The 26,086-nt window shown below is 56.0% G+C and carries 22 protein-coding genes; 12 read left to right on the top strand and 10 right to left on the bottom strand.

The features are described from left to right. Positions 1-89 precede the first annotated feature (89 nt). Together KYK33_RS01435 and glpX are read right to left on the bottom strand one after the other, a co-directional pair. Positions 90-341: a YkgJ family cysteine cluster protein gene (locus KYK33_RS01435; protein WP_042040034.1), complete on the bottom strand. Its 252-nt coding sequence runs from the start codon at positions 339-341 to the stop codon at positions 90-92. 301 nt (positions 342-642) lie between these two features. Next, positions 643-1,653 (bottom strand): class II fructose-bisphosphatase, encoded by a 1,011-nt coding sequence (gene glpX, locus KYK33_RS01430; protein ID WP_224431808.1) that lies wholly within the window; start codon positions 1,651-1,653, stop codon positions 643-645. Positions 1,654-1,937: 284 nt separating this feature from the next. On the opposite strand from glpX, the gene KYK33_RS01425 reads away from it, so the two are divergent. The 12 genes from KYK33_RS01425 to KYK33_RS01370 all read left to right on the top strand — a co-directional run bounded on the left by KYK33_RS01425 (position 1,938) and on the right by KYK33_RS01370 (position 16,048). Next, complete coding sequence (locus KYK33_RS01425) at positions 1,938-2,996, top strand: porin (protein WP_224431807.1); 1,059 nt, start codon at positions 1,938-1,940, stop codon at positions 2,994-2,996. Positions 2,997-3,294: 298 nt separating this feature from the next. After that, on the top strand, positions 3,295-3,813 hold the full coding sequence (hcp1, locus tag KYK33_RS01420) for a type VI secretion system effector Hcp1 (protein WP_042040039.1): 519 nt from the start codon (positions 3,295-3,297) through the stop codon (positions 3,811-3,813). A gap of 175 nt (positions 3,814-3,988) precedes the next feature. Next, entirely contained in the window at positions 3,989-6,169 is a 2,181-nt protein-coding gene (tssI, locus tag KYK33_RS01415; RefSeq protein ID WP_224431806.1) for a type VI secretion system Vgr family protein, read from the top strand. A 1-nt stretch (position 6,170) separates the two neighbouring features. Then, entirely contained in the window at positions 6,171-7,490 is a 1,320-nt protein-coding gene (locus KYK33_RS01410; RefSeq protein WP_224431805.1) for a hypothetical protein, read from the top strand. Between the two features lie 9 nt (positions 7,491-7,499). After that, positions 7,500-8,489 (top strand): PoNi-like cognate immunity protein, encoded by a 990-nt coding sequence (locus tag KYK33_RS01405; protein WP_224431804.1) that lies wholly within the window; start codon positions 7,500-7,502, stop codon positions 8,487-8,489. Positions 8,490-8,558: 69 nt separating this feature from the next. Next, entirely contained in the window at positions 8,559-10,925 is a 2,367-nt protein-coding gene (locus tag KYK33_RS01400) for a glycoside hydrolase family 24 protein (protein ID WP_224431803.1), read from the top strand. Further along, positions 10,915-11,337, top strand: a complete 423-nt coding sequence (locus KYK33_RS01395; protein ID WP_224431802.1) for a hypothetical protein — start codon at positions 10,915-10,917, stop codon at positions 11,335-11,337. The genes KYK33_RS01400 and KYK33_RS01395 overlap by 11 nt, the downstream gene beginning before the upstream one ends. 120 nt (positions 11,338-11,457) lie before the next feature. Further along, positions 11,458-12,687 carry a glycoside hydrolase family 19 protein gene (locus KYK33_RS01390; RefSeq protein WP_224431801.1) on the top strand — a complete coding sequence of 410 codons (1,230 nt, stop codon included), beginning with the start codon at positions 11,458-11,460 and terminating at the stop codon, positions 12,685-12,687. Further along, complete coding sequence (locus KYK33_RS01385) at positions 12,684-13,178, top strand: hypothetical protein (RefSeq protein WP_224431800.1); 495 nt, start codon at positions 12,684-12,686, stop codon at positions 13,176-13,178. The genes KYK33_RS01390 and KYK33_RS01385 overlap by 4 nt, the downstream gene beginning before the upstream one ends. Positions 13,179-13,455: 277 nt before the next feature. Further along, a complete protein-coding gene (locus tag KYK33_RS01380) occupies positions 13,456-14,175 on the top strand; it encodes an N-acetylmuramidase family protein (protein ID WP_224431799.1) in 720 nt (239 codons plus the stop codon). Then, positions 14,165-14,614 carry a hypothetical protein gene (locus KYK33_RS01375; RefSeq protein ID WP_224431798.1) on the top strand — a complete coding sequence of 150 codons (450 nt, stop codon included), beginning with the start codon at positions 14,165-14,167 and terminating at the stop codon, positions 14,612-14,614. Before KYK33_RS01380 ends, KYK33_RS01375 begins: the two co-directional genes overlap by 11 nt. Before the next feature lie 336 nt (positions 14,615-14,950). Then, a complete protein-coding gene (locus tag KYK33_RS01370) occupies positions 14,951-16,048 on the top strand; it encodes a calcium:proton antiporter (protein WP_224431797.1) in 1,098 nt (365 codons plus the stop codon). Between the two features lie 86 nt (positions 16,049-16,134). Here KYK33_RS01370 and hutH read toward each other — a convergent pair whose 3' ends face one another. The 8 genes from hutH to rpoH form a co-directional block, all read right to left on the bottom strand. Continuing rightward, the gene (hutH, locus tag KYK33_RS01365; RefSeq protein WP_224431796.1) at positions 16,135-17,667 is read right to left on the bottom strand and encodes a histidine ammonia-lyase; all 1,533 of its coding nucleotides are present in this window, start codon (positions 17,665-17,667) and stop codon (positions 16,135-16,137) included. Between the two features lies 1 nt (position 17,668). Next, a complete protein-coding gene (gene hutU, locus KYK33_RS01360; RefSeq protein WP_224431795.1) occupies positions 17,669-19,405 on the bottom strand; it encodes a urocanate hydratase in 1,737 nt (578 codons plus the stop codon). 35 nt (positions 19,406-19,440) lie between these two features. Continuing rightward, the gene (hutG, locus tag KYK33_RS01355) at positions 19,441-20,364 is read right to left on the bottom strand and encodes a formimidoylglutamase (protein WP_224431794.1); all 924 of its coding nucleotides are present in this window, start codon (positions 20,362-20,364) and stop codon (positions 19,441-19,443) included. Continuing rightward, positions 20,357-21,592, bottom strand: a complete 1,236-nt coding sequence (hutI, locus tag KYK33_RS01350) for an imidazolonepropionase (RefSeq protein ID WP_224431793.1) — start codon at positions 21,590-21,592, stop codon at positions 20,357-20,359. Before hutI ends, hutG begins: the two co-directional genes overlap by 8 nt. A 163-nt stretch (positions 21,593-21,755) precedes the next feature. Next, complete coding sequence (locus KYK33_RS01345) at positions 21,756-23,078, bottom strand: YjiH family protein (RefSeq protein WP_224431792.1); 1,323 nt, start codon at positions 23,076-23,078, stop codon at positions 21,756-21,758. Positions 23,079-23,297: 219 nt separating this feature from the next. Then, positions 23,298-24,002: a histidine utilization repressor gene (gene hutC / locus KYK33_RS01340; protein ID WP_224431791.1), complete on the bottom strand. Its 705-nt coding sequence runs from the start codon at positions 24,000-24,002 to the stop codon at positions 23,298-23,300. Positions 24,003-24,013: 11 nt separating this feature from the next. Further along, positions 24,014-24,673, bottom strand: coding sequence for a carbonate dehydratase (gene can / locus KYK33_RS01335; RefSeq protein ID WP_042040052.1), 660 nt, complete (start codon positions 24,671-24,673; stop codon positions 24,014-24,016). 272 nt (positions 24,674-24,945) lie between these two features. After that, positions 24,946-25,800, bottom strand: a complete 855-nt coding sequence (gene rpoH, locus KYK33_RS01330) for an RNA polymerase sigma factor RpoH (protein WP_224431790.1) — start codon at positions 25,798-25,800, stop codon at positions 24,946-24,948. Positions 25,801-26,086 lie beyond the last annotated feature (286 nt).

Here is a 26,086-nt window from a genome sequence, read left to right as displayed (position 1 = left end):
GAGGCTGCAATTGCGGCCTCTTTTCTATGGTGGTCGAACAACACCAGGCAGGGGATGCCTGGCGCGACCCGCCTCATGCAAGCCAAGGCTCAGGAGGTCTGCCGCTCCCACTCCCCAAGCAACCAGATTGCCTCGCTCCGGTGAGTGCCGCAGACATCCATCATGGGGCGAAAACCACCGCATACCGCGGGACGCTCGGGCAAGCCAAACAGGCGGCAACCCAGCCGCTCATCGAGCTGGACGCAGGGCACACCAGCGGGTTTCCCCAGGGGCATGCCGGGAATGGCACTGCTGATACTGGGGGCGATACAACAAGCGGCACAGCCGGCACGACATTCCATGACGATATCCATCCAAGGGGAGCGCCAGTCTATCCCAGGCCCGGACAACCTCTTATCACTATCGGTGTCAAGGCGCGCCATACAGCAAAGCCGTCATTGGGCCGGGTTTGGATTGCAATAGAAAGCACAGCTACCTATCAGAGGATGATGTCGCGGATGACGTCATCTTTGCGATTCAGACAGTGGATCGACTTGATACGACGAAGTGGATAGGCGTGACGCGTCACGTTCCGGTCACCCTGAATACAACAAGCCCGGCACTGGGCCGGGCTTGTATTGCAATAGAAAGCACAGCTACCTATCAGAGGATGATGTCGCGGATGACTTCATCTTTGCGATTCAGATAATGGATCGACTTGATACGACGGATGGTGCGTGACTTGCCACGGATGAGCAGCGTCTCCGTGGTCGCCATGATGCCATCGCTGCTGATCCCTTCCAGCAGATCACCCTTGGTGATGCCGGTAGCCGAGAAGATGACGTTGTCATTCTTGGCCAGGTCTTCGAGCTTGAGCACCTTGGTGACATCGATACCCAGTGCGATGCAGCGGGCTATCTCCTGCTCACCCAGGGCACGGGCATTGGCATCGTCACCCTTGACCTGATGGCGAGGAATGAGGCGCGCCTGCATGTCACCGTCCAGGGCACGGATCACCGCCGCCGAGATGACACCTTCCGGCGCGCCGCCGATGCCGTAAAGCATGTCGACTTCACTGTCCGGCAGACAGGTGAGGATGGAGGCGGCCACATCGCCGTCGGGAATGGCGAAGACGCGCACTCCCAGTCCCTGCATCTCCTTGATCGCCTTGTCATGACGCGGCTTGGCCAGGGTGATGACGGTCAGACGCGACAACGGCTTGCCGAGCGCCTTGGCAACCGCCTTGAGGTTGAGCTCAAGGGCTACATCCAGGTCGATCACCCCCTTGGCTTTGGGGCCGACGATGATCTTCTCCATATACATGTCGGGGGCCTTGAGGAAGGATCCCTTGTCACCCACGGCCAGCACGGCCAGGGCATTGGATTGGCCCATGGCCGTCATGCGGGTGCCTTCGATCGGGTCGACGGCGATGTCCACCGCATCCCCCTGACCCGTGCCCACATGCTCGCCGATATAGAGCATGGGCGCTTCGTCGATCTCGCCCTCGCCGATCACTATCTCACCATCGATATCGATCTGATTGAGGATATGACGCATGGCCGCCACGGCCGCGCCATCGGCGATATTCTTGTCGCCACGTCCGAGCCACTTGTAGCCAGCCAGTGCAGCCGCTTCCGTCACTCGGGAAAATTCGATTGCCAGTTCACGTCTCATCGCTAATCCAACCTATAGGAGCTCGAAAAACGGGCGGCATTCTACCACAAGGGCAAACCTTTGCGCGCAAAACTGCATGCTCACCGTATTTTTACCATTTTGCACAACCAATGACCGATACAGACCCGCTCAGGCTCAAGCACACAGATCCTGACGCAGCCCTCTTCATCGAACTGACATCAAATCACCACTCACTCTTCATCTGTCAGTAACCGAACCGTCATTTCACACCCCTAGCATAGCCCCGTCTTTTACAACAAAAGCTTGCAACACAAGGGATTAAGATGAAAAAGCTGACAGTAGTAGCGCTCGCGCTGAGCTCCGCTTTCCAGGTACAGGCCGTCGAAGTCTTCAAGAATGACACCACCAAGCTCGACCTCTATGGCCGTATCTATGCCGGTCAGTTCTTCGGTGACAAGAAGAAGCTCGATGACAATGGCGACATCGTGGATGACTACAGCGCCAAGCAAGGCGCCAACCAGTTTGTTCGCTTCGGCGCCAAGGTCGACAGCCAGATCAACAACAATCTCAAGGCCCTGGCTCAATACGAGCTGCAGCTGTACGTCAATGACAGCGAGAAGACCATCAGCGAGAACTCGGACAACATGCGCACCCGCCTGGCCTTCGCCGGGGTCGGTGCCGACTGGGGCACTGTCACCTTCGGCCGCCAGAAAGGCGCCCCCGGCTTCCTGGCCGACTGGACCGACGTCTCCCTCTCCGACGGCTATGGCAACGAGGCCCTCGGCGCCACCACCGATAACTTCGCCGTCAACCGCGCCGGTTCCGTGCTCAAATACTCTGGCCTGTTCAACGGCTTCCAGGTCGACACCAGCTACAAGTTCGATGGCGGTGACACCGAAGAGACCACCAACAAGAACAGCGATGCCGCCTACGGTGCCGCCGTGGCCTATACCTTCCCGTTCAACCTCTCCCTGGGTACCGCTTACAACGTGGGCCTGCGTGACAAGAGCGGTGAAGCCGACGCCAAACTGTGGCTGCTCTCTGCCAAATATGATGACAAGAGCATCTACGCGGCCCTGAGTTACGCCGATGGCAACGACTTCCTGGCTACCGACAAGGATCACAACGGTTGGGAAGCCGCGCTGGGTTACAACTTCAGCAACGGCATCGGCCTGATGGCCTTGTGGAACAAGCAGGAGGTCCAGCAGAAAGGCAAGGATGACGTCGACTCTATCGACTACTACACCCTGGGCGCCCAGTACAAGTTCAACAGCAACTTCCGGGTGATAGGTGAATACCGTATCAACAATCTGGATAGCCAGCCGGATCAGGCCGTCGCCAACCAGGATGACTTCCAGCTGGCCGCTCGCTACGACTTCTAAGTAGCCCTTCCCCAGCGACCCAACAGGCGATGAGCGATCATCGCCTGTTTTATTTTCTGGCAACCAAATAGGGGATGCATCTACCTCAGGCAAGTTTTTGCGCCATTTGATAGCAATAAACGCTGCAATAGCAATGATTTGCAGACCAATCGGGTGGCGGCGCGCAACTTATTGCTCAACTGGTTCCATTTATAACGATGTATACAGTTAAGCAGTTGAAAACTAACTAATTTAACTTATGGCACGCTCCCTGCTACCTCTTGCTGAATCTTACTACTATTCGCAAAGGAGCATTTCCATGCCAACACCGTGTTATATCAGCATTGAAGGTAAAACCCAGGGCAACATCACTGCCGGTGCCTTCACCTCAGATTCCGTCGGCAACATCTTCGTACAAGGTCACGAAGACGAGATGCTGGTGCAAGAGTTCCAGCACATCGTCACCGTACCGACCGACCCGCAATCCGGTCAGCCTGCTGGCCAGCGTGTCCACAAGCCGTTCAAGTTCACCGTCGCCCTGAACAAAGCCGTGCCGCTGATGTACAACTCCCTGGCCTCCGGCGAGATGCTGCCGAAAGTGACTCTGAAGTGGTACCGCACTTCCGTGGAAGGCAAGCAGGAGCACTTCTTCTCTACCGTGCTGACCGATGCCACCGTCGTCGACATCGACTGCCAGATGCCCCATTGCCAGGATCCGGCAAAATCCGACTTCACCCAGCTGATCCAGGTCTCTCTGGCCTACCGCAAGATCGACTGGGAGCACACCGTCGCTGGTACCTCGGGTGCTGACGACTGGCGCGCCCCGATCGAAGCTTAATCTCTTCGATGTCCTTTCTTATCCGCCTGCGTGGCAACAGGCTTTGGATTTCGTGTTGAGATCTGTGCAGTTTACCCCGGCTCTTCCCGCAAGGGATGGCGCCGGGGCTTTTGTGTTTTCTCATCCGGCCTGGCGACAGGCCCGATCATAAAATACAAGGGGAGTCTAAGTTCCTATGGCCAATCAGACCGGATTACAGTTCACCGCCCGGGTGGGGGCCTTGCCCGAATCCACCTTTGCCCTGGTCGAGTTCAACCTCGATGAGCAGCTGAGTCACCCCTTCAGCCTGCGGCTCGATCTCGCCAGCCATCAGGCCGATCTCCCCTTCGCCGACCTGCTCGACCAGCCCTGCGAGCTGCTGGTCTGGTACAACGGCGAATTGCAGCGCCGGGTCAGCGGTGTGGTCAGCGACGCGGCCCAGGGAGACAGCGGCTTTCGCCGCACCCGTTACCAGCTGGAGGTCAAACCGGCCCTGTGGCGCCTTGGCCTTCGCCGCAACGCCCGCATCTTCCAGGCGCAAAAACCCGATGAAATCATCAGCATCTTGCTGCAGGAGGCGGGCATCACCGACTACGCCTTCGCCCTGAAAAATGACCATGGCCAGCGGGAATATTGCGTTCAGTACCGGGAGTCCGACCTCGACTTCGTCAACCGCCTCGCCGCCGAGGAGGGCATCTTCTACTTCCACGAGTTTGAGCAGGGCAAGCACCGCATCGTCTTCGCCGACGATGCCGCCGCCCTTGTGGCGGGCCCCGAGCTGTTCTTCAATCTCGGCAACCGCTCCCTGGAGCAGGGTTCTTATGTGCGCCAGTTCCACTACCGCGAATCGGTGCGCACCAGCGATGTGGAGCTCAAGGATTACAGCTTCCAGACCCCGGCCTATGGCCTCTCCCATCAGGCGGTGGGCAGCGCCCTCGACCATCAACGGGATGCCTATCAGCATTTTGACTACCCGGGCCGCTTCAAGGCCGACCCCAGCGGCAAGGCGTTCAGCCAGTACCGGCTCGATGCCCTGCGCAATGACGCCGTGACCGGCCGCGGCCAATCCAACTGCGCCGCCCTGCAGCCGGGCCAGCGTTTTACCTTGAGCGAACACCCCAACGCGGCCCTCAACGACGACTGGCAAGTGGTCAGCATCCAGCACACCGGCAAGCAGCCCCAGGCCCTGGAAGAGGAGGGTGGCAGCGAGCCCACCGTCTATTACAACCAGTTTGCCGTGGTGCGCGCCAAGCAGAGCTGGCGCCCCCAGATCCCCCACAAGCCCATGGTCGATGGCCCGCAAATCGCCTTCGTGGTGGGCCCGGCAGGCGAGGAGATTTACTGCGACCAGCATGGCCGGGTGAAATTGCAGTTCCCCTGGGACCGCTATGGCAGCTCCAATGACATGAGCTCCTGCTGGGTGCGGGTCAGCCAGGGCTGGGCCGGCGGCCAGTACGGCATCATGGCCATCCCGCGCATCGGCCACGAAGTCATCGTCAGCTTTTTGGAAGGGGACCCGGATCAGCCCATCGTCACTGGCCGCACCTTTCACGCCACCAACCGGCCCCCCTACGAGCTGCCTGCCCACAAGACCCGCACCGTGCTGCGCACCGAGACCCATCAGGGCGAGGGCTTCAACGAGCTGCGCTTCGAAGATCAGGCCGGGCAGGAGGAGATCTACATTCACGGTCAGAAAGACCTCAATGTGCTGATAGAGAACGATGCGACCTGGCACATCAAACACGACCAGCACAGCGACATCGACCATGAGCGGGTGGCCCGCATCAAGGCCAATGACCATCTCACTGTGAATGGCGAGAAGCGCGATCACATCAAGGGAGATCTGTCGCTCAGCGTGGATGGCTCCATGCATCAGAAGCTGGGGCAATCCCTGCTGGTCGAGGCGGGCTCCGAGGTACATATCAAGGTCGGCGACAAGCTGGTGCTGGAGGCTGGCAGCGAGATCACCCTCAAAGGGGGCGGCAGCTTCGTCAAAATAGATCCGAGCGGCGTGACCCTCTCAGGCCCCGGCATCAAGCTCAATGCCGGTGGCAGTCCCGGATCAGGTTCTGGCTGGGCGGGCAAGATGCCCAAGTGCATTGAGGGTATGTTGGATAGCCCGCATAAACACTGGATGAAGTTCTATCACCTCGACTCCGAACTGATGCCCTTGGCAGGTACCCCCTATAAAGCGGTGTTGAGCGATGGCTCTGTGAGGGAGGGCACTCTGGATGGTGAAGGTATGGCGCTGCTTGAGGAGGTGCCCGCTGGTACTGCTTCTGTGAGCTATGACGTGCAGGACAACTTTGTCGATTTGCCCCGTGAGCCCATCTCGGCCCTCACCGGCCATCTCGACAGTCTGAGTGACGAGGGCTGATATGTTCGGTAACGATCTGTTTGAGCAGCTCTATGACCACCTGGATAAGGCTGTGTCCGGCGGCGCTGCCTATGTCAAAAAAAGTGCAGAGGCGGTAAAGAAGGGGATTGCTTCCAGCCTGCAGTGGATTTGGGAGGCCCTCCAGGGGGATTTCAACCCCAACCAAAGTGCGGGGCAAATTGCTGCCAATGCGGTGTTGGGTCTGATCCCAGTGGTCGATCAGGTGCTGGATTGCCGCGATCTTATCGCCAATGCACGGGATATTTCCCGCAATCCCAAGCAGACAGAGAAGTGGGTTTTCCTCTGTTTTACCCTGATCGGTCTGATCCCATCGCTGGGATCTGCCCTCAAGGGGGTGTTGAAGATCATCTTCCTGTTTGTCCGTAAGGCGGGTGGGGATGCAGCCAAGGCTATCAGACCCGCAATGGCACCTGTGCTGACGTTTCTCAGTGATCCCAAAGTCAAGAAAGTGCTGGGTATCTCACGCATCGATACAGTGCTAAAAAGGTTTGCTGGCCAGATCCGAGGGCTGAGAGGGCAGATATCAGTCAGTGCGCTGCTAGGCTATTTGAACGATGCTGTCAGCTCTCTCACTGGTTTGATTAGCAAGATCAAGGGGTTGGCTCCCACTTCGGTCAAAGTCTGGCTTGAGCAATCCCAGCGCATGGTGCTGCAGATGCAGTCACAGGCCGGCCAGATGCTGCCTGCGGCCATGGGGCCCGTGCTCAAATCCCTCGATGAGATTGCCGCGGGATTGGAGAAAGAGGCGGTCAAGCATGCCCCAGGTTACAAGGCCGTGCCCGGTGGCACCGTTATCCACCCGCTGCCGGATGATGTCGTCAAAGTGGATCTCAAGATCCTGAGCCGCTCCAAGAAGGGGATTTATGGCGAGATCATCAGCGACAACTGGATGGCAAATCACAAGTTCGAGAATCTGTTGCCAGAACATCGCCGGGTACGTAGCCTGAACGACAAGCCCAGAGGGCGGGGCATCGATGGTATCTACAAGAACACCAATCCTCCGCCTCCCTACGTGGTGACCGAGACCAAGTTTCGGACGGCAGGGGGCGAGTATATCGATGAGGATGGCACCAAGAGTACCCAGCTGTTGTCGATGACCAAGGGGTCTGGCAAGCAGATGAGCAATTTGTGGATAGAAAGACGGTTACCGGATGAAATAACAGATAAAAAGGTATTGGCGGATATCAGAAAACAAAAATATGAATCTTGGTTAATGATCGTCGATGAGTCTGGTGAGGTGATTCAGATCACCAAGTTGAATAAGAATGCCGATGCTATCGGTACTATCCCGGTCAAGTAGGAGCAGAGAATGAGTTCATTTATTGAGCAGCGTCGAGATCCACTGTTATCTGAAGATTTCTTCTTGGTTCAGCTAGAAGACTACAAAGAATCGCTCTATTTTGACCAAGAGTGGTGGAGCTGGATAAATGATCCTCACCATGAACGTTGGAGTGACCCAGCAGGATTACCTACTCGCTCTGGTGCCAGTGCTGGAATGTTTATGGATAATCTTGAACATGTAATCTTGCTTTATTCTGGTGGAGTCTCTCATGAAGAGGTTATTGCTCAACTGAGCGTCGTCACTAAAGAGTTTCTGCGCCATAAAAAAGAGTTTCCAGATGAACAGTTTTATTACTGGGAGCAAGATGCCTATCAATATCTGCTCTGGATGTTTTCATTAAGCATCCTCTATGGGCAGGATGAGATGCTGCCCGAGCTGGTGCGTTATATCAGTAAAAATCCGGAAGGGGACGACGACCCGCTGTGGAGCATGTTGTTGGCTCGCTTGGGCTATCCCGGTCTCCCCCGTGGTCCAGAATCCTATATCCCCGAGGTTTATCGCCCGCTGTTTGATGCCATCAAGGGTGATGGTGTGAATCCCACCAGAGTTGAGCGTCAGGCGAGCATCAAGCAATATCTCAAGGGGTGGTACAAGGGGTGTAAAGAGTGTTATTGGCACGATAGGCACAAGGCAAAACATGCCATCTACTTTGGCTATTGGGCTTTTGAAGCGGCGCTCGTGACCCTGCTCTATGAGTTGGATGACAGCAGTTATCGGGAGATGCGCTATTACCCCAAGGATCTGGTCGATTATGCCAGAGCGAATGGTATTGCAGAACAATGGCAGGCACTGCGAGTGGCTCAGCACCCCATTGCCATGCCGGGGTCCGTGGTGGAGCAGGATGGCAACTGGCGGTGCAATCTGACCGATGAGCAGTGGCAACTACGCAAAGGGCAGAAGTTGCCTTCCCAAACCCATATCAACAAAGATGACATGTTGTTCTGGGTAAGAGAGTAATTGAGCGGTTCGTACTATTTAATGGCCACCTAATGCGCACAAATCAGACTGCACTAAATTATTTCCCCCATGAAGTACGCATTTCCCATACTGACCCAGGACGGCAAGGAGTTTGCCGATAGCAAGGCGCTCAATGGCCTGCTCAAGGGTGAATCGGGTGGTCACTATCTGCTGGGTGGCCACAGCAAATGGCATGGCGGCATTCACATCAGTGAACAGACGGCGCCCTGGTGCAAGGACAAACATCCGGTGCGATCCATCGCCGATGGCAGGGTCGTCGCCTTTCGCATGATGCCGGACTACCTCAGCTCCACCTTTCAGGATCAGACGCTCAAATATTCCAACTGTTTCTGTCTGGTCGAGCACGCTTATTGTGAAACCAACCCTGATACAAAAGAGAAAAACGAATTTACGTTTTACTCCCTCTATATGCATCTGTTGCCCTGGGATCACCATCAGCAAGGGGACAAGCTGGTCCTGAAAGTGGGGCGTAATGTGCGCAACTCTGTGCCTCATCTGCATCCAACGCCAGAGGAGCTGTTGTCTGACGAGCAGCTGCCCTCCCTGACCCTGCCCGCAGGTACAGAATTCGAACGGGTGGCAGGCACGCCAACAAAACGGGGAACCCTGGGAAAAACGGATTACAACTTTGTCCTGGTCAAGGTACTGAGCCCGGGCAGGCAGAGTCAGCAGATGTTGGCGGCTCAGGGTGATAATGTCTGGCTTGCCATGGATGAGAAGACGATGGCAACCATCAAACCTCAGCTACCCAACTGGCTCTATGACCAGGTGGAGGCCGAGCTGGCCACCGCCATGGCAGGTCGCGCCGATCCCATACCGGGTGAAGCTGGCGAGTTGCCCAAGGCAGGGGCACACTCCGTCTCTCTGCCCGCTGGCACCCGCATCCGCTTCGATGCGCATCAACAGGAGTTCCAGCAGAGCAACGGCAAATCACGCAAGATGGCGCGCTGCTCCTTCGAGACCCCAGCGATTCAAGGCGGCTCAGCCGCTCTGTGCGGCATGGCTTGGGTCTGCGTCGAAGATGAATATATCAAGGTGCAAAACAAGTCGGCCAGCCACCTGGGTGAGCTCTATGTGCTGCCCAGTCCGCTGCCCATAGCGGCTGGTGACACCATTGGCTATCTGGGTCTGGTCGAGACCCCAACCAGCCTGGTAGAAAGAGATGCAAAAAAGAGCATCCATCAGCTGCATCTGGAAGTCTTCAGCCAGGATCCCAAGCTGGCCGATGTACTCGCCAACAAGGCCCAGACCAAAGGTGGCGCCAGTTATGCCAAGGTGCCCGCAGGCCTCACTCTCGCCAAAAAATCGCAGCAAGCCAATGCTGTCAGCTTCACCCCGACCGAGACCCTGAGTCAGGAAGTTCTGCTCGACTCCCCCAAGCAAGCAAAAGATAATGCCGATATCGACTGGATAGAGGTGATGACAGGGCTATTCGTGCAACAGAGCAAGGTGGAGATGCTGAGTCAGCATGACTGGCTCAAAATTGGCTTTCAGCAGATTGATGGCAGCGGCTCGGACGGCCACCTGGCTCCTGAAGCCCCCTCCCCCTTTTTCCTGACACTGGCAAAGGCGATTGATCCCAAGCGCGAGGGAGAATGGACTAGCGCCGATGTCCATAAGATCCTGCAAGACAAGGCCAAGGCGGAGACTATCCAGAAGCTGATCGTCAAACATCCGAGCGAGTGGTACGAGAAATCAGCCTCGCCCAGCTACCAGTGGCTGGATAAATTGATGGCGGAAGTGGGTCTGCCGGAATTCGACAAGCTGGTTGATCATGAGAAACAACGCATCGACAGCCTGGAATGGATGCAGAGTGCCGCCAAATTAAAGCTCGGCCCGGATCTGTGGCATATTTATCCGTTGATAAACTTCAATGCGAGATCTACTCCAACACAAGGTGATGCGCGGGTAAGAGCATTTATGCGAATGCTACGAGTTGGAGAAGGAACTGTCGGAGATATTGGTTATGAAACCCTCTTCAGTGGAAAGTCTTTTATAAAAGACTTTAACCGTGATTTTTCTGACCATCCTAGAATAAAAATAAAAGCCGGGGGATTAGTTTCTAGCGCGGCTGGCGCTTATCAGATAATGGGCTATACGTGGGATGACTCATCCATGGTAAAAGCTAGAAGTTTATATGGTGTGCAGGATTTTTCCCCTCTATCTCAAGATACTTTTTGCCTTATTATCTTCAAGAAAAAGAGACCTGGATGTTTAGATCTAATAAGACAGGGAAAAATAGTAGATGCATTGGATACGCTAAGCTATGAATGGGCAAGTCTACCCCCTGGACGTTATGGTCAGCCATCAAAAACCATTGATGAAGCACTAAAAATATTCAATGAATATTTAGAGCAAGAGCTTAATGAAACATCAGACTTATACATCCCACTAGGAGCGACAAATGAATTCTAAAGTTTTCATTCTTTTTTCATTGACACTAACTACATTGAGTTCCAGTGCTGGTGAATTATGGGCAATAAACTGTGACTCAGGGCTAGGTTATATTACATTGAAAAAAAATAATTCAGAACTAGTTGTCAATTCCAATCAAATAGTTATTTCAGCTAGTGCAAATAATAACGAAGACAGTAAGATTTCATTTTTTCTTAATGAGCCTCTTGATCTAGGACGAGGAGGAATGATGTTAAAGTGGCAAGACTTTTCTAAACAAAAACCAATTGCAATGGCGATCGTTAATGGAAATGAAATGAATTTATCATGGTATGGTTTCTTTGATTCGAAGCAAGATAAATATGTATGGATGTCAGAGTCCGACTTCTCATCAAAAAACAACAAAAATGTTACACTATTCAAGTGTGAATGAATTACTTCCATTTGTATAGCCATTAGATACCTTTAGTGTTTCAATTTAAAATACCGAACAGCTCGTCGTGCCAAAAAATTAGAAATGTCTGTGCATATTTAGCACATCCCCAGCGATACCTTGAGTCAGGAGGTTCCGCTCGACTCCCCCAAGCAAGCAAAAGATAATGCCGATATCGTCTGGATAGAGGTGATGACAGGGCTATTCGTGCAACAGAGCAAGGTGGAGATGCTGAGTCAGCATGACTGGCTCAAAATTGGCTTTCAGCAGGTTGATGGCAGCGGCTCGGACGGCCACCTGGCTCCTGAGGCCCCCTCCCCCTTTTTCCTGACACTGGCAAAGGCGATTGATCCCAAGCGCGAGGGAGAATGGACTAGCGCCGATGTCCATAAGATCCTGCAAGACAAGGCCAAGGCGGAGACTATCCAGAAGCTGATCGTCAAACATCCGAGCGAGTGGTACGAGAAATCAGCCTCGCCCAGCTACCAGTGGCTGGATAAATTGATGGCGGAAGTGGGTCTGCCGGAATTCGACAAGCTGGTTGATCATGAGAAACAACGCATCGACAGCTTGGAATGGATGCAGAGTGCCGCCAAATTACAGCTCGGCCCGGATCTGTGGCATATCTACCCACTGCTTCCTATTATGGAAAATGAACATGCTTTAGCAATTACATATGATCAACTTAAAGCCATTTTCCCATTAGCTAATAAAAGTGACATTGAGTCTGTGATATATGAAGTAAATGGCAGGCTTGATGAGTTTGAACTGAACACTAGGACGAAACAAAGACATTTCTTCTCTCAAATTAAAGGCGAAGTAGGTGAGGATATGCTTGGTGAAACTGAAAGTTGGGAGTATTCCCCTGCAGTACTTCGTTCATTCAGTAGCTACTACAAAGTACATGTGAAAGAATCAGAGGAAGATGGTTATGAAAAGAATTCGAAAGGAATAATAACTCGAAGAGCAGATCAACATGCTATTGGCAGAAAGCACTTTCAAAAACTAAATGGAAATAGAGCATCTCACCCAGATGATGGTTATAACTTTAGGGGGCGAGGCCTTATTCAGATTACTGGTTATGAAAAATATAATGGATTCAAAACCGATTATAACAACTATTGGTCTGGACCAATACCAGATACGGTAAACAATCCTTCTTTAATAAATGCCATGTCAACAGCAATTAGAAGCGCACTTTGGTTCTGGCTAAAGTACAAGGTATATTTACGTGATAATGGTAAGGGACTTTCTGATGTGCCTGGTGTAACCCAAAGAGTCAATGGCGGCGATATGGGTTTATCTGAAAGAAAAGAAGCATATAAATCAATTGAGAAGATTTTAAAATGAAAAAAACTCACATTTTGATACTTGCATCGTCTGTATTATTATCTTCGCATGTAAATGGTACAGAGGCTAATCTGTGTTCCTCCGACGAAACTGAAATTGCTGTATGTCAATTAAATGAACCCAAGAAAAGATTGTTTTCGTTTTGTACTAAAAGAAATAGCGATGTTGTATCCTACAGATTCGGAACAGCAAGAAATATTGAACTAGAGATTGATTTCAATAAAGAGAATAGAGTCCAACGTTGGACGGACTTGGCTACTTATACTGTGTACCTTGGTTTTAAACGTGGCGATTACGCATATTCGTTTGGGATTCCACAAGAAACATTGAATGCAAAGGCATTTCTTACAGTAAAAAAAGGAAACGAACAAATAGGTCATGACAAAACATGTACAAGCAACTCTTTTGGGGAAAAAAATATACCTAGCAATGCCATTTTGGATGTTAATGATGAAGCAATAAGGAATAACCGATTTAATTTCCCATATTGATGGTATGTGCAGGTCTAGTTATCACCTGACACTGGCAAAGGCGATTGATCCCAAGCACGAGGGAGAATGGACTAGCGCCGATGTCCATAAGATCCTGCAAGACAAGGCCAAGGCGTAGACTATCCAGAAGCTGATCGTCAAACATCCGAGCGAGTGGTACGAGAAATCAGCCTCGCCCAGCTACCAGTGGCTGGATAAATTGATGGCAGAAGTGGGTCTGCCGGAATTCGACAAGCTGGTTGATCATGAGAAACAACGCATCGACAGCCTGGAATAGATGCAGAGTGCAACTAAGTTAACGCTGGAGAAAGAGATCTGGCACTTTTCGCCTGTCGGAATGATGGCGTTAGTAATAAAGGTCCAAAATGGGTACCCTAAAACGTATATAGGTAACACTTTAAACGAAATTGAATTTTTGTCTTTCTATAATGGTGAAGTAGTTGAAGAGTCAGATTATATCAATGCTGCTTCTGAGCTTGGTTGTGAGGTAAATGCTATAAAAGCAGTAGCATTAACTGAAACCGGTAGTACAGGCAGTTATTATAAGTTTTCAGATCAGGATGATGCTGTGCTTTCTATTTTATTCGAAAGGCATAAATTTAGTAATATGACGAGTGGGAAATATGATAAGTCTCACCCTGAAATATCTAACCCTGTGGGGGGAGGATATGGAGCATATAAAGTCCAGTATAGGAAACTTATGCTAGCATACTCATTGGATAAAAATGCTGCACTAAAAGCAGCATCTTGGGGGAAGTTCCAGATATTAGGCTCCAACCACTTGAGCGCTGGATATAAAGACGTAAATGAATTTGTTATTTCACTCAGTATTTCAGAGAAATATCATCTTAAAGCTTTTGTTAGTTTTATAAAAGCAGATAATAGATTGCTCAAAGCAATTCGAGCCAAGGATTGGTTGGCATTTGCACTAGTGTACAATGGCCCAAGGCAGAAAGGGTATGATAAACGAATGAAGGATAATTACAATGCGCTCTAATATTTATATTTTCATGTTGCTTCTTTTCATTTCAGCTCCTTCGTATAGCAGCGAAAACGTGTATTTTTCTTGTGAGACTGATAAAGGTGACGTTAAATTATTCGTGAATGGAAATAGATTGAGCTATGAATTCTCGAAAGGTGATAAAGCTGAGCTTTCTTATCACTCTTTGGGAAATGGGTTTAATGGATTCAGTCATAATTATTACTATAGATACCAGACTGAGTATGGAAAGGTTTCTTTCAGTAAAGGGAAATACAAGTATTCGATTTTTAGTAACTACGAAGGAAATGAAGAACTGTCAGGTGTAATAGTAACCATATCCGAAAAAGAATATAATATCCCTTGCAGAAAAACAATTACAAACAAACTTTTGGATCTTATTCCCTTGCTAAAGTGTGATAAAGAGGATGCATTGGGATGCTATCCTGAAAGATAATATATTTAATGTTGTTTCTGGTACAGATCAATGAATATTTTTTCAAGAAAGTTTTACATCGCTTTTTATAGTGTCATTCTGTACAGATCTAGTTATCACCTGACACCGGCATCAGCCGGTGCATTTCTTAAACCTCCCCCACGTCATAGCGCCACGCTGACTAGGGGTTGTCTGAAGGTACTCCACATCGTCACGTGCCATCTCTCCGCTGATGGATAGCAGCCAAATGATTTTCCCCGAATCAAGCACCAGCCTTTATCATTGACCAATCCGCCATGGCCCATGGCGGATTGGTCCCCGTCGGCAAACGCCGCCCTGAGATGAGAATTACCGCCTATGAAGTCATTTATCCGACAAGAGATTGCCCTGCCCGCTGGCCTGCTCACCCTGGTTTTCTTCAAGACGCTAGGCAGCGACCTGCTGACTGAAGCGACTCCCCTTGCCATCTATCTCCCCGTCTCACTAGCTCTGCTCGCCATCGTCACCTGGGCCATCTTCTCGGTCGTGCGCCATTCTGATGCCCTGGCCATCAAGCTGGGTGAGCCCTTCGGCACCCTGATCCTGACCCTGTCGGTCATCTCTCTGGAAGTGGTGATGATCTCCTCCGTGATGCTGACCGGCGATCCCAACCCTGTGATGGCCCGCGACACCATGTTTGCCGTGGTGATGCTGGTGATAAACGGCCTGGTGGGCTTCACCCTGCTGTTTGGCGGCTGGCGCTATCACACCCAGAATTTCAATCTGGATGGAGTAAAATCCTATCTGGTCGCCATCATACCGCTGGCGCTGCTCTGTCTGGTGCTGCCCAACTTCACCCAAGGCGGCACCCAAGGCAGCATGTCCAGCGCCATGTCCTGGATGCTGATCATCATCTCCATCCTGCTCTACGGCGTCTTCCTGCTGATCCAGACCCGCAGCCATAGCCACTTCTTCGTCGACAGCGACCATGAGGATCATGAGGAACACCACGGCATACTGCGCAGCAACGTCTATCACACCCTGCTGCTGCTCGCCTACCTGGTGGTGGTGATCCTGCTGGCCAAGACCCTGGCCATTCCCATCAACCATGGGGTACAGGTGATGTCGGCTCCGCCCGCACTGGGCGGTTTTATCGTCGCCTGTATCGTGCTCTCCCCCGAGGCGGTCGGTGCCATCAAGGCGGCCTTCAACAACCAGCTGCAACGCGCCATGAACCTCTATTTCGGATCCGTGCTGGCCACCATCGCCCTGACGGTACCCGCCGTGCTGTTTATCGGCGCCCTGATGGGGCAGGAGGTGCGCCTGGGCCTCTCCGGCGCCAACATGGTGCTGCTCGCCACCACGCTCATGGTCTGCAAAGTGACCTTCAGCAGCGGTCGCACCAATGTGTTGCACGGTGCCACTCACTTGGTGCTCTTTGTGGTCTATCTGTTCCTGATGTTCGAGCCCTCCTGACAGGCACTGTTTTTGAGACGAAAAAAGAGCGCCTGGTGGCGCTCTTTTTGCTTTCTTGACGAAAGTTCTCTTGCGGAAATAGCAGCTTACAGGCTCGGCAAAATACCGGCCGGGATCAGATCGTTGTAGCTGGCGGCCCCCAGCAGGGCGGCGGCGGCTTCGATGTCCGGCGAGAAGTATCTGTCCTTGTCATAGAAGCTGACCTGGCTGCGCAGGCGACCCTTGGCCAGCTCGATGAGCTCTGTGCTGCGCAGGGGGGCGCGGAAGTCCAGCCCCTGGGCGGCGGCGAGCAGCTCGACCGCCAGGATGCCGCGGGTGTTCTCCGCCATGTCGGTCAGGCGTCGCGCGGCGAAGGTGGCCATGGAGACGTGATCTTCCTGGTTGGCGGAGGTGGGCAGGCTGTCCACCGAGGCAGGGTGAGCCAGGCTCTTGTTCTCGGAGGCGAGCGCCGCCGAGGTGACCTGGGCGATCATGAAGCCGGAGTTGACCCCACCGTTGTTGACCAGGAAGGCAGGCAGGCCCGACATCCGCGAGTCGATCAGCAGCGCCATGCGACGCTCTGACAGGGAGCCGATTTCGGCGATGGCCAGCGCCAGGTTGTCGGCGGCAAAAGCCACGGGTTCTGCGTGGAAGTTACCACCCGACAGGATCTCCTCATCCTCGGCGAACACCAGCGGGTTGTCGGAGACCGCATTGGCCTCGCACACCAGTACCTCGGCGGCCTGACGGATCTGGGTCAGGCAGGCACCCATCACCTGGGGCTGACAGCGCAGGGAGTAAGGATCCTGCACCTTCTCGCAGTTGTGATGGGACATGCCGATCTCGCTGCCATCCACCAGCAGCTGGCGATAACAGCTGGCCGCATCGATCTGGCCGCGCTGACCGCGCACCGCATGGATGCGGGCATCGAACGGGCGACGGCTACCGAGCGCCGCTTCGACGCTCATGGCGCCGATAGTGATGGCACCGGCAAACAGATCCTCGGCGTGGAACAGTCCCTCCAGCGCGAAGGCCGTGCTGGCCTGGGTGCCGTTGAGCAGCGCCAGCCCCTCTTTTGGCGCCAATGAAATAGGCTCGAGACCGGCAATGTTCAGGGCCGTGGCGGCATCCATCAGCTCACCCTTGTGACGGGCCTTGCCCTCACCGATGAGCAAGCAGCTCATGTGGGCCAGGGGTGCCAGATCGCCGGAGGCGCCGACGGAGCCTTTTTTGGGCACCACAGGATAGACTTCGGCATTGATCAAGGTGATCAGGGCATTGAGCACCTCCAGCCGGATGCCGGAGAAGCCGCGGGCCAGGGAGTTCACCTTGAGCACCATCATCAATCGCACCGTGGCGTCATCCATGTAGGTGCCGATACCGGCGGCATGGGAGAGCACGATGGAGCGTTGCAGCTCGTCGAGCTGCTCCACCGGAATGCGGGTATTGGCCAGCAGGCCAAAGCCGGTGTTGATGCCGTAGACGACGCGGTTTTGCTCTATCACTCGGGTCACCACCTCGGCGGAGGCGCGAATGCCAGGAATGGCGCTCTCGTCCAACGAGAGGCACACCGGCTCGCGGCTGACGCGGCGCAGGGTGGCGAGATCCAGTTCGCCCGGTTTCACAGTCAATGCAAACATCTTATTTCACCTCACCAGTGTGGGAACCCTGCGACTCGAGCATGGGCAGATCCAGTTTCGCATCGAAGGCACAATCGATGGCAATCTCGTAGCCCGCGTCCGCATGACGCATCACGCCAGTGGCCGGGTCGTTGCGCAGCACGCGGCCAACCCGCTTGGCGGCATCATCCGTGCCATCACAGACGATGACCACCCCGGAGTGCTGGGAGAAGCCCATGCCGACCCCGCCACCGTGGTGCAGGGAGACCCAGGTCGCGCCGCCGGCGGTGTTGAGCAGGGCGTTGAGCAGCGGCCAGTCGGAGACGGCGTCCGAGCCATCCATCATGGATTCGGTCTCGCGGTTCGGGCTCGCCACAGAGCCGGAATCCAGGTGATCGCGACCGATGACGATGGGGGCTTTCAGCTCACCATTTTTCACCATCTCGTTGAAGGCCAGGCCGAGCCGTACCCGATCCTTGACCCCGACCCAGCAGATCCGCGCCGGCAGGCCCTGGAAGGCGATGCGCTCACGGGCCATGTCGAGCCAGTTGTGCAGGTGTGCATCGTCCGGGATCAACTCTTTGACCTTCTGGTCGGTTTTGTAGATGTCCTCCGGATCGCCAGACAGCGCCACCCAGCGGAAAGGGCCTATGCCCTGGCAGAACAACGGGCGAATGTAAGCTGGCACGAAGCCGGGGAAGTCGAAGGCGCTCGATACCCCTTCATCCAGCGCCACCTGGCGGATGTTGTTGCCATAATCGAGAGTCGCGGCGCCACGGCTTTGCAGGGTCAGCATGGCTTCCACCTGACGGGCCATGGAGTGGCGAGCGGCCTGGTTCACCTCCTGGGGGGCGGATTTTTGCAGCTCACGCCACTGGGCGACGCTCCACCCTTGCGGCAAATAGCCGTGGATGGGGTCGTGGGCCGAGGTCTGGTCGGTCACCACATCCGGGGTGATACCACGGGCCACCAGCTCGGCGAACACATCGGCGGCGTTGCCGAGCAGGCCGACGGAGACGGCGGTGCCGCTCTGCTTGGCTTCCTCGACCATGGCCAGCGCCTCATCCAGGCTGTGGGCCTTCTTGTCGACGTAGCGGGTCTTCAAGCGGAAATCGATGCGGGTCTCGTCGCACTCCACGGCGATCATCGAGAAGCCGGCCATGGTGGCGGCCAGGGGCTGGGCGCCACCCATGCCACCCAGACCACCGGTCAGGATCCAGCGCCCCGCAGGCTCGCCGTTGAAGTGCTGATTGGCCACCGCGAAGAAGGTCTCGTAGGTGCCCTGCACTATCCCCTGGGTGCCGATGTAGATCCAGGAACCGGCCGTCATCTGGCCGTACATCATGAGCCCCTTCCTATCGAGCTCGTTGAAGTGCTCCCAGTTGGCCCAGTGTGGCACCAGGTTGGAGTTGGCGATCAGCACCCGGGGCGCATCCTTGTGGGTCTGGAACACCCCGACCGGCTTGCCCGATTGCACCAGCAGCGTTTGATCGTCCTCGAGCCGGGTCAGCACCTCGACAATCTTGTCGTAGCAGGCCCAGTTGCGGGCGGCGCGGCCGATACCACCATAGACCACCAGGGACTGGGGGTGCTCGGCCACTTCCGGATCCAGGTTGTTCATCAGCATCCGCAGGGGCGCCTCGGTCAACCAGCTCTTGGCGGTCAACTGGGTACCACGGGCGGCGCGGATGACGCGGCTGGGATCATGGCGAGGATCCTGCTTCTGCTGCGGTTCTTGCTGCTGATTGTGCTCAGACATTTGACTCTCCTTGTTCACTGTGGGGCTCGGCCCGCTTATCTTGTTAATTGGTGAATGAGACGGGCGGCCACACGGGCGCTGATGCCGTCCCTATCCAGACTCGGGTTCAGTTCGGCCAGATCGGCGAGACGCAGCTTGCCGCTGGCACGGATCTCGGCGATCAGGGGTTCTATCAGATTCAGGGCCACCCCATGGGCGGCCGGGGCACTGACCCCAGGCATCTGGCCTGCGGGCAGCACGTCGAGATCTATGGTCAGGTAGAGGTGATCCACCTCGGCGATAAAGGCCTCCAGGCCCAGGATCACGCCAGGTAGCTCCCGCTCCGTCATCTCTTCATCCTTGACGATCCAGACATTCAAATCGTCGGCGCGGGCGAACAGCGCCTGGGTGTTGGCCGTCTCGGCCACCCCCAGGCAGGCATAGCGAAATGCCGTGCCCTGCAGTTGGCACTGCTCGGCGATCTGGAAGAAGGGGGTGCCTGAGCTCGCCTGAGGCGCCTTGCGGCGCAAGTCCAGGTGAGCATCGAAGTTGATGATGCCGACGCGGCCACGGCCAGCCAGATGGCGGTTGAGGCCACTCCAGCTGCCGAACGCCACTTCATGCCCGCCGCCCAGTACCAGGGGGAACTGGCCATCGGCCAGCAAGGCCGCAACCCGTTCGGCCAACTGCTCGTGGGCCAGCTCAAGCTCGCCATCCAGACACGCGACATCCCCCGCATCCCAGGCCGGGCGGCGACCATGCCAGGCGGTATTGGCCAGGGCCTTGCGGATATGCAGGGGCCCCTCGGCGGCGCCGACGCGGCCCTTGTTGCGGCGCACCCCCTCGTCACAGGCAAAGCCGATCAACGCGACGCCCTTGGGGGATCCTGGCTGCCAGGGTTGGACCCGGTCGTGCCAACGCAGGGCCAGCTCACCATCTTCCGGATCCTGACGACCCTGCCAGACGCTCATATCAACCATGAATAGTCTCCTTGCCATTGACGACGCGGCACACCGGCTGCTCGACACCGACCAGATAACTGAGCTCGGCGGGATGGGTGCAGCTCCAGACCACGAAGTCCGCCAGCATGCCGACCCGCAACTGACCGAGCCGCTCCTGCTCCCCCAGGGCACGGGCGGCGTGACGGGTCACTCCGGCCAGGGCCTCGGGGGGGGTCAGGCCAAACAGGGTGCAGGCCATGTTCATGGCCATGCGCAGGGAAACAATCGGAGCCGTACCCGGATTGATGTCGGAGGAGACCGCCATGGGCACATGGGCCCGGCGCAGCGCCTCGACCGGCGGCAGCTTGGTCTCCTTGAGGAAGTAGAAAGCAGTCGGCAGCAGGGTGGCGACCACACCACGGTGGGCCAGGGCATGGATGCCGTCGGCATCCAGATATTCGAGATGATCCACCGACAGGGCGCCGAAGTTGGCGGCCAGGGTGCTGCCCCCCAGGTTGGAGAGCTGATCCATGTGCCCCTTCACCGGCAGGCCATACTGGGCGGCGGCGAGGTAGACCTGCTCGGTCTGGGCCAGGGAGAAGCCGATGTGCTCGCAGAACACATCCACCGCATCGGCCAGTCCGGCCTCGGCGGCGGCCGGAATGATCTCCTGGCAGATGGTCTCGACCCAGGAGTCCGGATCATCCTTGCATTCGGGGGGCACGGCATGGGCCGCCAGCAGTGTGGTCTTGACCCGGATAGGCAGAGACTGACCGAGGCGGCGGGCGACTCGCAGCATCTTGAGTTCATCCACCAGAGTCAGGCCATAGCCGGATTTGATCTCGACCGTGGTCACCCCTTCACGCATCAGCGCCTTCACCCGTGGCAGGGCGAGATCGTAGAGCTGATCCTCGCTAGCGGCACGGGTCGCCTTGACGGTGGAGAGGATACCGCCGCCACGCTTGGCGATCTCGGCATAGGGCACCCCTTTGAGGCGCTGTTCGAACTCTTCGGCCCGGCTGCCGGCGAACACCAGGTGGGTATGGCAATCGATGAGGCCCGGCGTCACCAGCTTGCCCTTCATGTCCTGCCAGTGAGCGGGGAAACTGCCCTTGAGTTCATGCATGGGCACCAGCGCCTGGATGACGCCATCCCGCACGCCGATGGCATGAGGCTCCAGCAGGCCATAATCGGCCAGATCGGGCCGCATGGTGGCTGGTAATACGTTGAGCCAGACCCGCTCGCAGTTCAACAGTTCCTTGTTCATATCGCCCCCACAAATGTATATACAATACGTTATAGCCGATCTCTAACAGAAAATACAGCGACGAGATCACATCTTGATAACAGTGGATTTACTTGAGTATAGCCATGAAAAAGCCCACCTGAGGGTGGGCTGATATCACACAGATATGTATATACAATTAAAATCAGGCGAGCCAACCCATGGCGATGGCCAGATGGCCCACGCCCCCGGCCAGCAGCAGGCCCAGCAAGGTACGAATGAGCCAGATCGCCAGCAACTGACCCACCCCGAGCGGGATCTTGGTGGCGAGGATGCAAGGGATGGAGGCAGACAGGAAGAGCACTGAGCTGACCGACACCACGGCCGCCACGAAGCGCACCAGCAGATCCGCATCCTTGAGCAGGATGGCAGGCAGGAACATCTCCGCCAGCCCAGCAGCCAGGGATCGCGCCGCCACCATGGGTTCATTCATGTCGAGCAGCCAGGTGATGGGCAGGAAGATCCAGCCGATCACATCGAACAAGGGGGTGTGCTGAGCCAGCAACAGCCCCATCAGCCCCACCGAAAGGATGGAGGGCACCACGGCCGCCGCCATCTGCACCCCATCACGCAGGTTATCCAGCAACTGTCGCCAGGTGGCTGGCGCTTGCCGGGACTGGTTCAGACCCGCGGCCATGGCCGCCTGCCAGCGATTCATGCCGACGGGCAGAGGATCGTCCTGGCTACCGGCATCATCGAGGCGCGAGATGGGGGGAATGCGGGCCGTGATGGCGGTGATCAGGAAGGTGATGACCAGGGTCGACCAGAAGTAGAAGTTCCAGTAGGGCATCAGGTTGAGGGTCTTGGCGACGATGATCATGAAGGCCGCCGACACCGTCGAGAAGCCGGTCGCGATGATGGCCGCTTCGCGCAGGCTGTACTTGCCCGCCAGATAGACCCGGTTGGTGATGAGCAGACCGACCGAGTAACTGCCGACGAAGGATGCAACCGCATCGATGGCGGAGTGACCGGGGGTGCGCCAGAGGGGACGCATGATGGGCTGCATCAGGACGCCAATCAGCTCCAGCAGACCGAAGCCAAGCAGGAAGGTGAGCGCCAGGGCACCGATGGGGACGATCAATCCCACCGTCATCGCCAGCTTGTCGAACAGGAAGGGCAGACGATCCGGGGTCATCAGCCAGGCCGGGCCCACCCCGGTCAGGTAGACCACCGCCAGTCCCAATCCAAGCAGCTTGAAGACGGTCAGCACCCTGTCGATGGGACGGGCACGCCAGCTGCCATTAAACAGAGGCGCGCAGGCACCGTAGAGGATAAGCGCCATCACCAGGCTGACCGCCAGGGTGCGCTGCGCCACGAGCTGACTCGCCAGATGATCCACCAATATGGTGCTCTTGCCCCCCAGCTCGAAGGGCACGAAGAAGCTGCCGATGCCGATGATAGCGGTGATGATCAGCTTGAGGGCCGCACCGGCCCCCGTGCTGGGTGCCATGACCTGTTCCCTTTCCATCTTGTCTCTCCCTGTTGTCTTGACTCAGTGTTGACTCACCCTGGTGGGTCGTCTGCGTGGACGACCTTAAATGTATATACATATCTACACCAGTTCACCGAGAAGGACAAAACAAAAAATTAACAGGGTTGAAACATTGGGATCCCCGTTGGATCCCGGCAGGATCCCAGGCCAAAAACAACAAGGGCCCACGAGGGGCCTTGTTGTCGAGCCTTGGGCTCAGGACATGCGGGTCTGGGATCTCAGCTTGTAACGGGATCCCGGCGACAGCAACCGGGCGTAGGAGACCAGTGCCCCTTCCGACCAGGTACGCCTGTGGAGCAGCAGACAGGGAATATCGACCCGGATCTGCAAGAGCCCCGCCTCCCCCGCACTCGGCAACACCGCCTCGACCACGTGCTCCATCTCGGAGAGCGGGCAGACCTCCATCAGGTAACGGTTCGGGGTCTGGCGCGTGAAGTCCTGATCCCCGTAACCGGGCAATTGCCGGGCATCGACGAAACGCTCCTCAAGCTGCAGCGGCTCCCCATCGGCCTGATGGACGATCAGGCTGTGAAAAATGGGGGCACCGACTCGCAGACCCAGCTGCACCGCCACCTTCTCATCGGCGGCCTGACGTTCGAGGCGGATCACCCTGGCGCTGTACTCGGCACCCTGCTCCGCTATCTCATCCGCTATGTTGCGAATGGCGAGCAGGGTCGACTCGGTGCGCCTGTCTGCCACGAAGCTGCCGGAGCCTGCGGTGCGGTTGAGCCAACCCTCGGCCACCAGTTCGCGCAGCGCCTTGTTGACCGTCATCCGGCTCACGGCAAACTGCTCGCACAGGGCGGCCTCGGTCGGGATCCTGTCTCCCGCCTCGTAGTGGCGCGAGCGAATGCCGTCGAGCACGTGTTGCTTGATCTGCAAATAGAGCGCGGGGGCCAACGGCAGCGTCCTCAGCGACGGCGATGGGGCGGACGCTTGTCCGGCCAGGCGCGATAGACATCGGGGATCTGATCCGGCCCGCTGATGCAGAGATCGAGATCGTGCAGCAGACCATCCTTGATGCCGTAGATCCAGCCATGCACCGCCAGCTCCTGACCCTTGCGCCAGGCGTTCTGGATGATGGTGGTGTAGCAGACGTTGGCAACCTGCTCGGCCACGTTCAGCTCGCACAGGTAGTCGAACCGCTCGTGCTCATCCTCGATGGCCTCGAGCTCTTCGCCGTACTTGAAGTAGACGTCTTTGATGTTGCGCAGCCAGTTGTCGATGAGCCCCAGCTCCTGGTTCTGCATCGCCGCCTTGACGCCGCCGCAGCCATAGTGGCCGCAGATGATGATGTGCTTCACCTTGAGCACCTCGACCGCATATTGCAGCACCGAGAGGCAGTTGAAGTCGGTGTGCACCACCAGGTTGGCGACGTTGCGGTGGACGAAGACGTCTCCTGGCAGCAGTCCCATCAGCTGGTTGGCGGGTACCCGGCTGTCGGAGCAACCGATCCAGAGGTATTCGGGGGCCTGCTGGGCGGAGAGGGTAGCGAAGAAATTCGGATCCTCGGCCTTGATCCGCTCCGCCCACTCGCGGTTGTTGGTAAACAGGTCGTTCAACAGTTTCACTATCTGCTCTCCCTACTGTGGCAGTGGCGGCAACATAACATACACAAGGGTAACCAAGGCAAGGCCGACCAGATGCTCTCGAAACAAAAACAGGGCCATCAGGCCCTGTTTTGTCGATGAAGCATCACGCCACCATGGCGTCTTTCAGCTTCTTGAGGTCGTTCTTCTCAAGCTGACGGATCCGCTCGGCGAATGCCATCAGGCATCCATGGCGTCTTTCAGCTTCTTGAGAGCATTTTTCTCAATCTGACGGATCCGTTCGGCGAATTCCATCAGGCATCCATGGCGTCTTTCAGCTTCTTGAGGGCGTTCTTCTCAAGCTGGCGGATCCGCTCGGCGGAAACACCATAGCTGTCGGCCAGCTCCTGCAGCGTGGTCTTGTTGTCATCATCCAGCCAGCGTGCACGAATGATGTGCTGGCTACGCTCGTCCAGGGTCGCCATGGCCGCACTCAGACGACGGGTGGCATGTTTGTCCCAGTTGTCGTTCTCTATGGTCGCGGCCAAGTCGGAGGACTTGTCTTCCAGATAGTGAACGGGGGCGAAGCCAGCTTCGTCATCTTCGTCACCGACCAGGTCAAACGCCTGATCGTAGTTGCTCATGCGCGCTTCCATCTCGGTCACGTCGCTGACCGAGACACCCAGCTCATCGGCGACAACCCGCGCCTCATCATGACTGAACCAGCCCAGACGCTTCTTGGATTTGCGCAGGTTGAAGAACAGCTTGCGCTGGGCCTTGGTGGTGGCCACCTTGACCATGCGCCAGTTACGCAGCACGTATTCGTGAATTTCGGCCTTGATCCAATGCACGGCGAAAGAGACCAGGCGCACGCCGACACTGGGGTCGAAGCGCTTGACCGCCTTCATCAGGCCAATGTTGCCTTCCTGTACCAGGTCTGCCTGGGGCAGACCGTAGCCGGCATAACTCTTGGCAACGTGAACAACAAAGCGCAGATGCGACATGACCAGCTGACGGGCAGCCTCGAGATCGCCACCCTGCTGCAACCGCATCGCCAGCTCACGCTCCTCTTCCGCGCTGAGCACGGGGATAGCGTTAACGGCCTGGACATAACCTTCCAGACTGCCTTGGGGGATAAGGGCCATAGTGCGTTGCAATGAAGTTCCCATCTTTTACCTCTTACTCTTCAGTCGCGCCAGTCTAGCATCCTCACCGAGGCTGTCTAGAAAGCGACGACTATTCTGCGGCCTGAATCAAGTACTGAACCAAGTCAGAACCCGACACATATTAGGAATGCGGGATGAATCAAAAATGAACAGCCAAAAAAAGGGGGTCACAGTGAAGGACCCCCGAAAAGTAGCATGCTAAGTCCATTGTTGCGGAGCTCGCAACCTTCACATGCTTGCCAAGTCTGACGAGCGGGGGTCTTACGCCACACCCGTATAAGTTCGATTT

It is taken from the genome of Aeromonas rivuli (genome assembly GCF_020149575.1).
Taxonomy (GTDB): domain Bacteria; phylum Pseudomonadota; class Gammaproteobacteria; order Enterobacterales; family Aeromonadaceae; genus Aeromonas; species Aeromonas rivuli.
This window is presented reverse-complemented; position numbering and strand designations above follow the sequence as displayed.

Excerpts from the sequence above, each read along its gene's own strand:
- hcp1 (WP_042040039.1), top strand. The coding sequence starts at position 3,295 with ATGCCAACACCGTGTTATATCAGCATTGAAGGTAAAACCCAGGGCAAC.
- hutU (WP_224431795.1), bottom strand. The coding sequence starts at position 19,405 with ATGTCTGAGCACAATCAGCAGCAAGAACCGCAGCAGAAGCAGGATCCT.
- hutG (WP_224431794.1), bottom strand. The coding sequence starts at position 20,364 with ATGGTTGATATGAGCGTCTGGCAGGGTCGTCAGGATCCGGAAGATGGT.
- KYK33_RS01380 (WP_224431799.1), top strand. The coding sequence starts at position 13,456 with ATGCAGAGTGCAACTAAGTTAACGCTGGAGAAAGAGATCTGGCACTTT.
- KYK33_RS01375 (WP_224431798.1), top strand. The coding sequence starts at position 14,165 with ATGCGCTCTAATATTTATATTTTCATGTTGCTTCTTTTCATTTCAGCT.
- KYK33_RS01370 (WP_224431797.1), top strand. The coding sequence starts at position 14,951 with ATGAAGTCATTTATCCGACAAGAGATTGCCCTGCCCGCTGGCCTGCTC.
- glpX (WP_224431808.1), bottom strand. The coding sequence starts at position 1,653 with ATGAGACGTGAACTGGCAATCGAATTTTCCCGAGTGACGGAAGCGGCT.
- KYK33_RS01400 (WP_224431803.1), top strand. The coding sequence starts at position 8,559 with ATGAAGTACGCATTTCCCATACTGACCCAGGACGGCAAGGAGTTTGCC.
- KYK33_RS01405 (WP_224431804.1), top strand. The coding sequence starts at position 7,500 with ATGAGTTCATTTATTGAGCAGCGTCGAGATCCACTGTTATCTGAAGAT.
- KYK33_RS01345 (WP_224431792.1), bottom strand. The coding sequence starts at position 23,078 with ATGGAAAGGGAACAGGTCATGGCACCCAGCACGGGGGCCGGTGCGGCC.
- tssI (WP_224431806.1), top strand. The coding sequence starts at position 3,989 with ATGGCCAATCAGACCGGATTACAGTTCACCGCCCGGGTGGGGGCCTTG.
- hutH (WP_224431796.1), bottom strand. The coding sequence starts at position 17,667 with ATGTTTGCATTGACTGTGAAACCGGGCGAACTGGATCTCGCCACCCTG.
- KYK33_RS01435 (WP_042040034.1), bottom strand. The coding sequence starts at position 341 with ATGGAATGTCGTGCCGGCTGTGCCGCTTGTTGTATCGCCCCCAGTATC.
- KYK33_RS01410 (WP_224431805.1), top strand. The coding sequence starts at position 6,171 with ATGTTCGGTAACGATCTGTTTGAGCAGCTCTATGACCACCTGGATAAG.
- KYK33_RS01385 (WP_224431800.1), top strand. The coding sequence starts at position 12,684 with ATGAAAAAAACTCACATTTTGATACTTGCATCGTCTGTATTATTATCT.
- KYK33_RS01425 (WP_224431807.1), top strand. The coding sequence starts at position 1,938 with ATGAAAAAGCTGACAGTAGTAGCGCTCGCGCTGAGCTCCGCTTTCCAG.
- KYK33_RS01395 (WP_224431802.1), top strand. The coding sequence starts at position 10,915 with ATGAATTCTAAAGTTTTCATTCTTTTTTCATTGACACTAACTACATTG.
- hutI (WP_224431793.1), bottom strand. The coding sequence starts at position 21,592 with ATGAACAAGGAACTGTTGAACTGCGAGCGGGTCTGGCTCAACGTATTA.
- rpoH (WP_224431790.1), bottom strand. The coding sequence starts at position 25,800 with ATGGGAACTTCATTGCAACGCACTATGGCCCTTATCCCCCAAGGCAGT.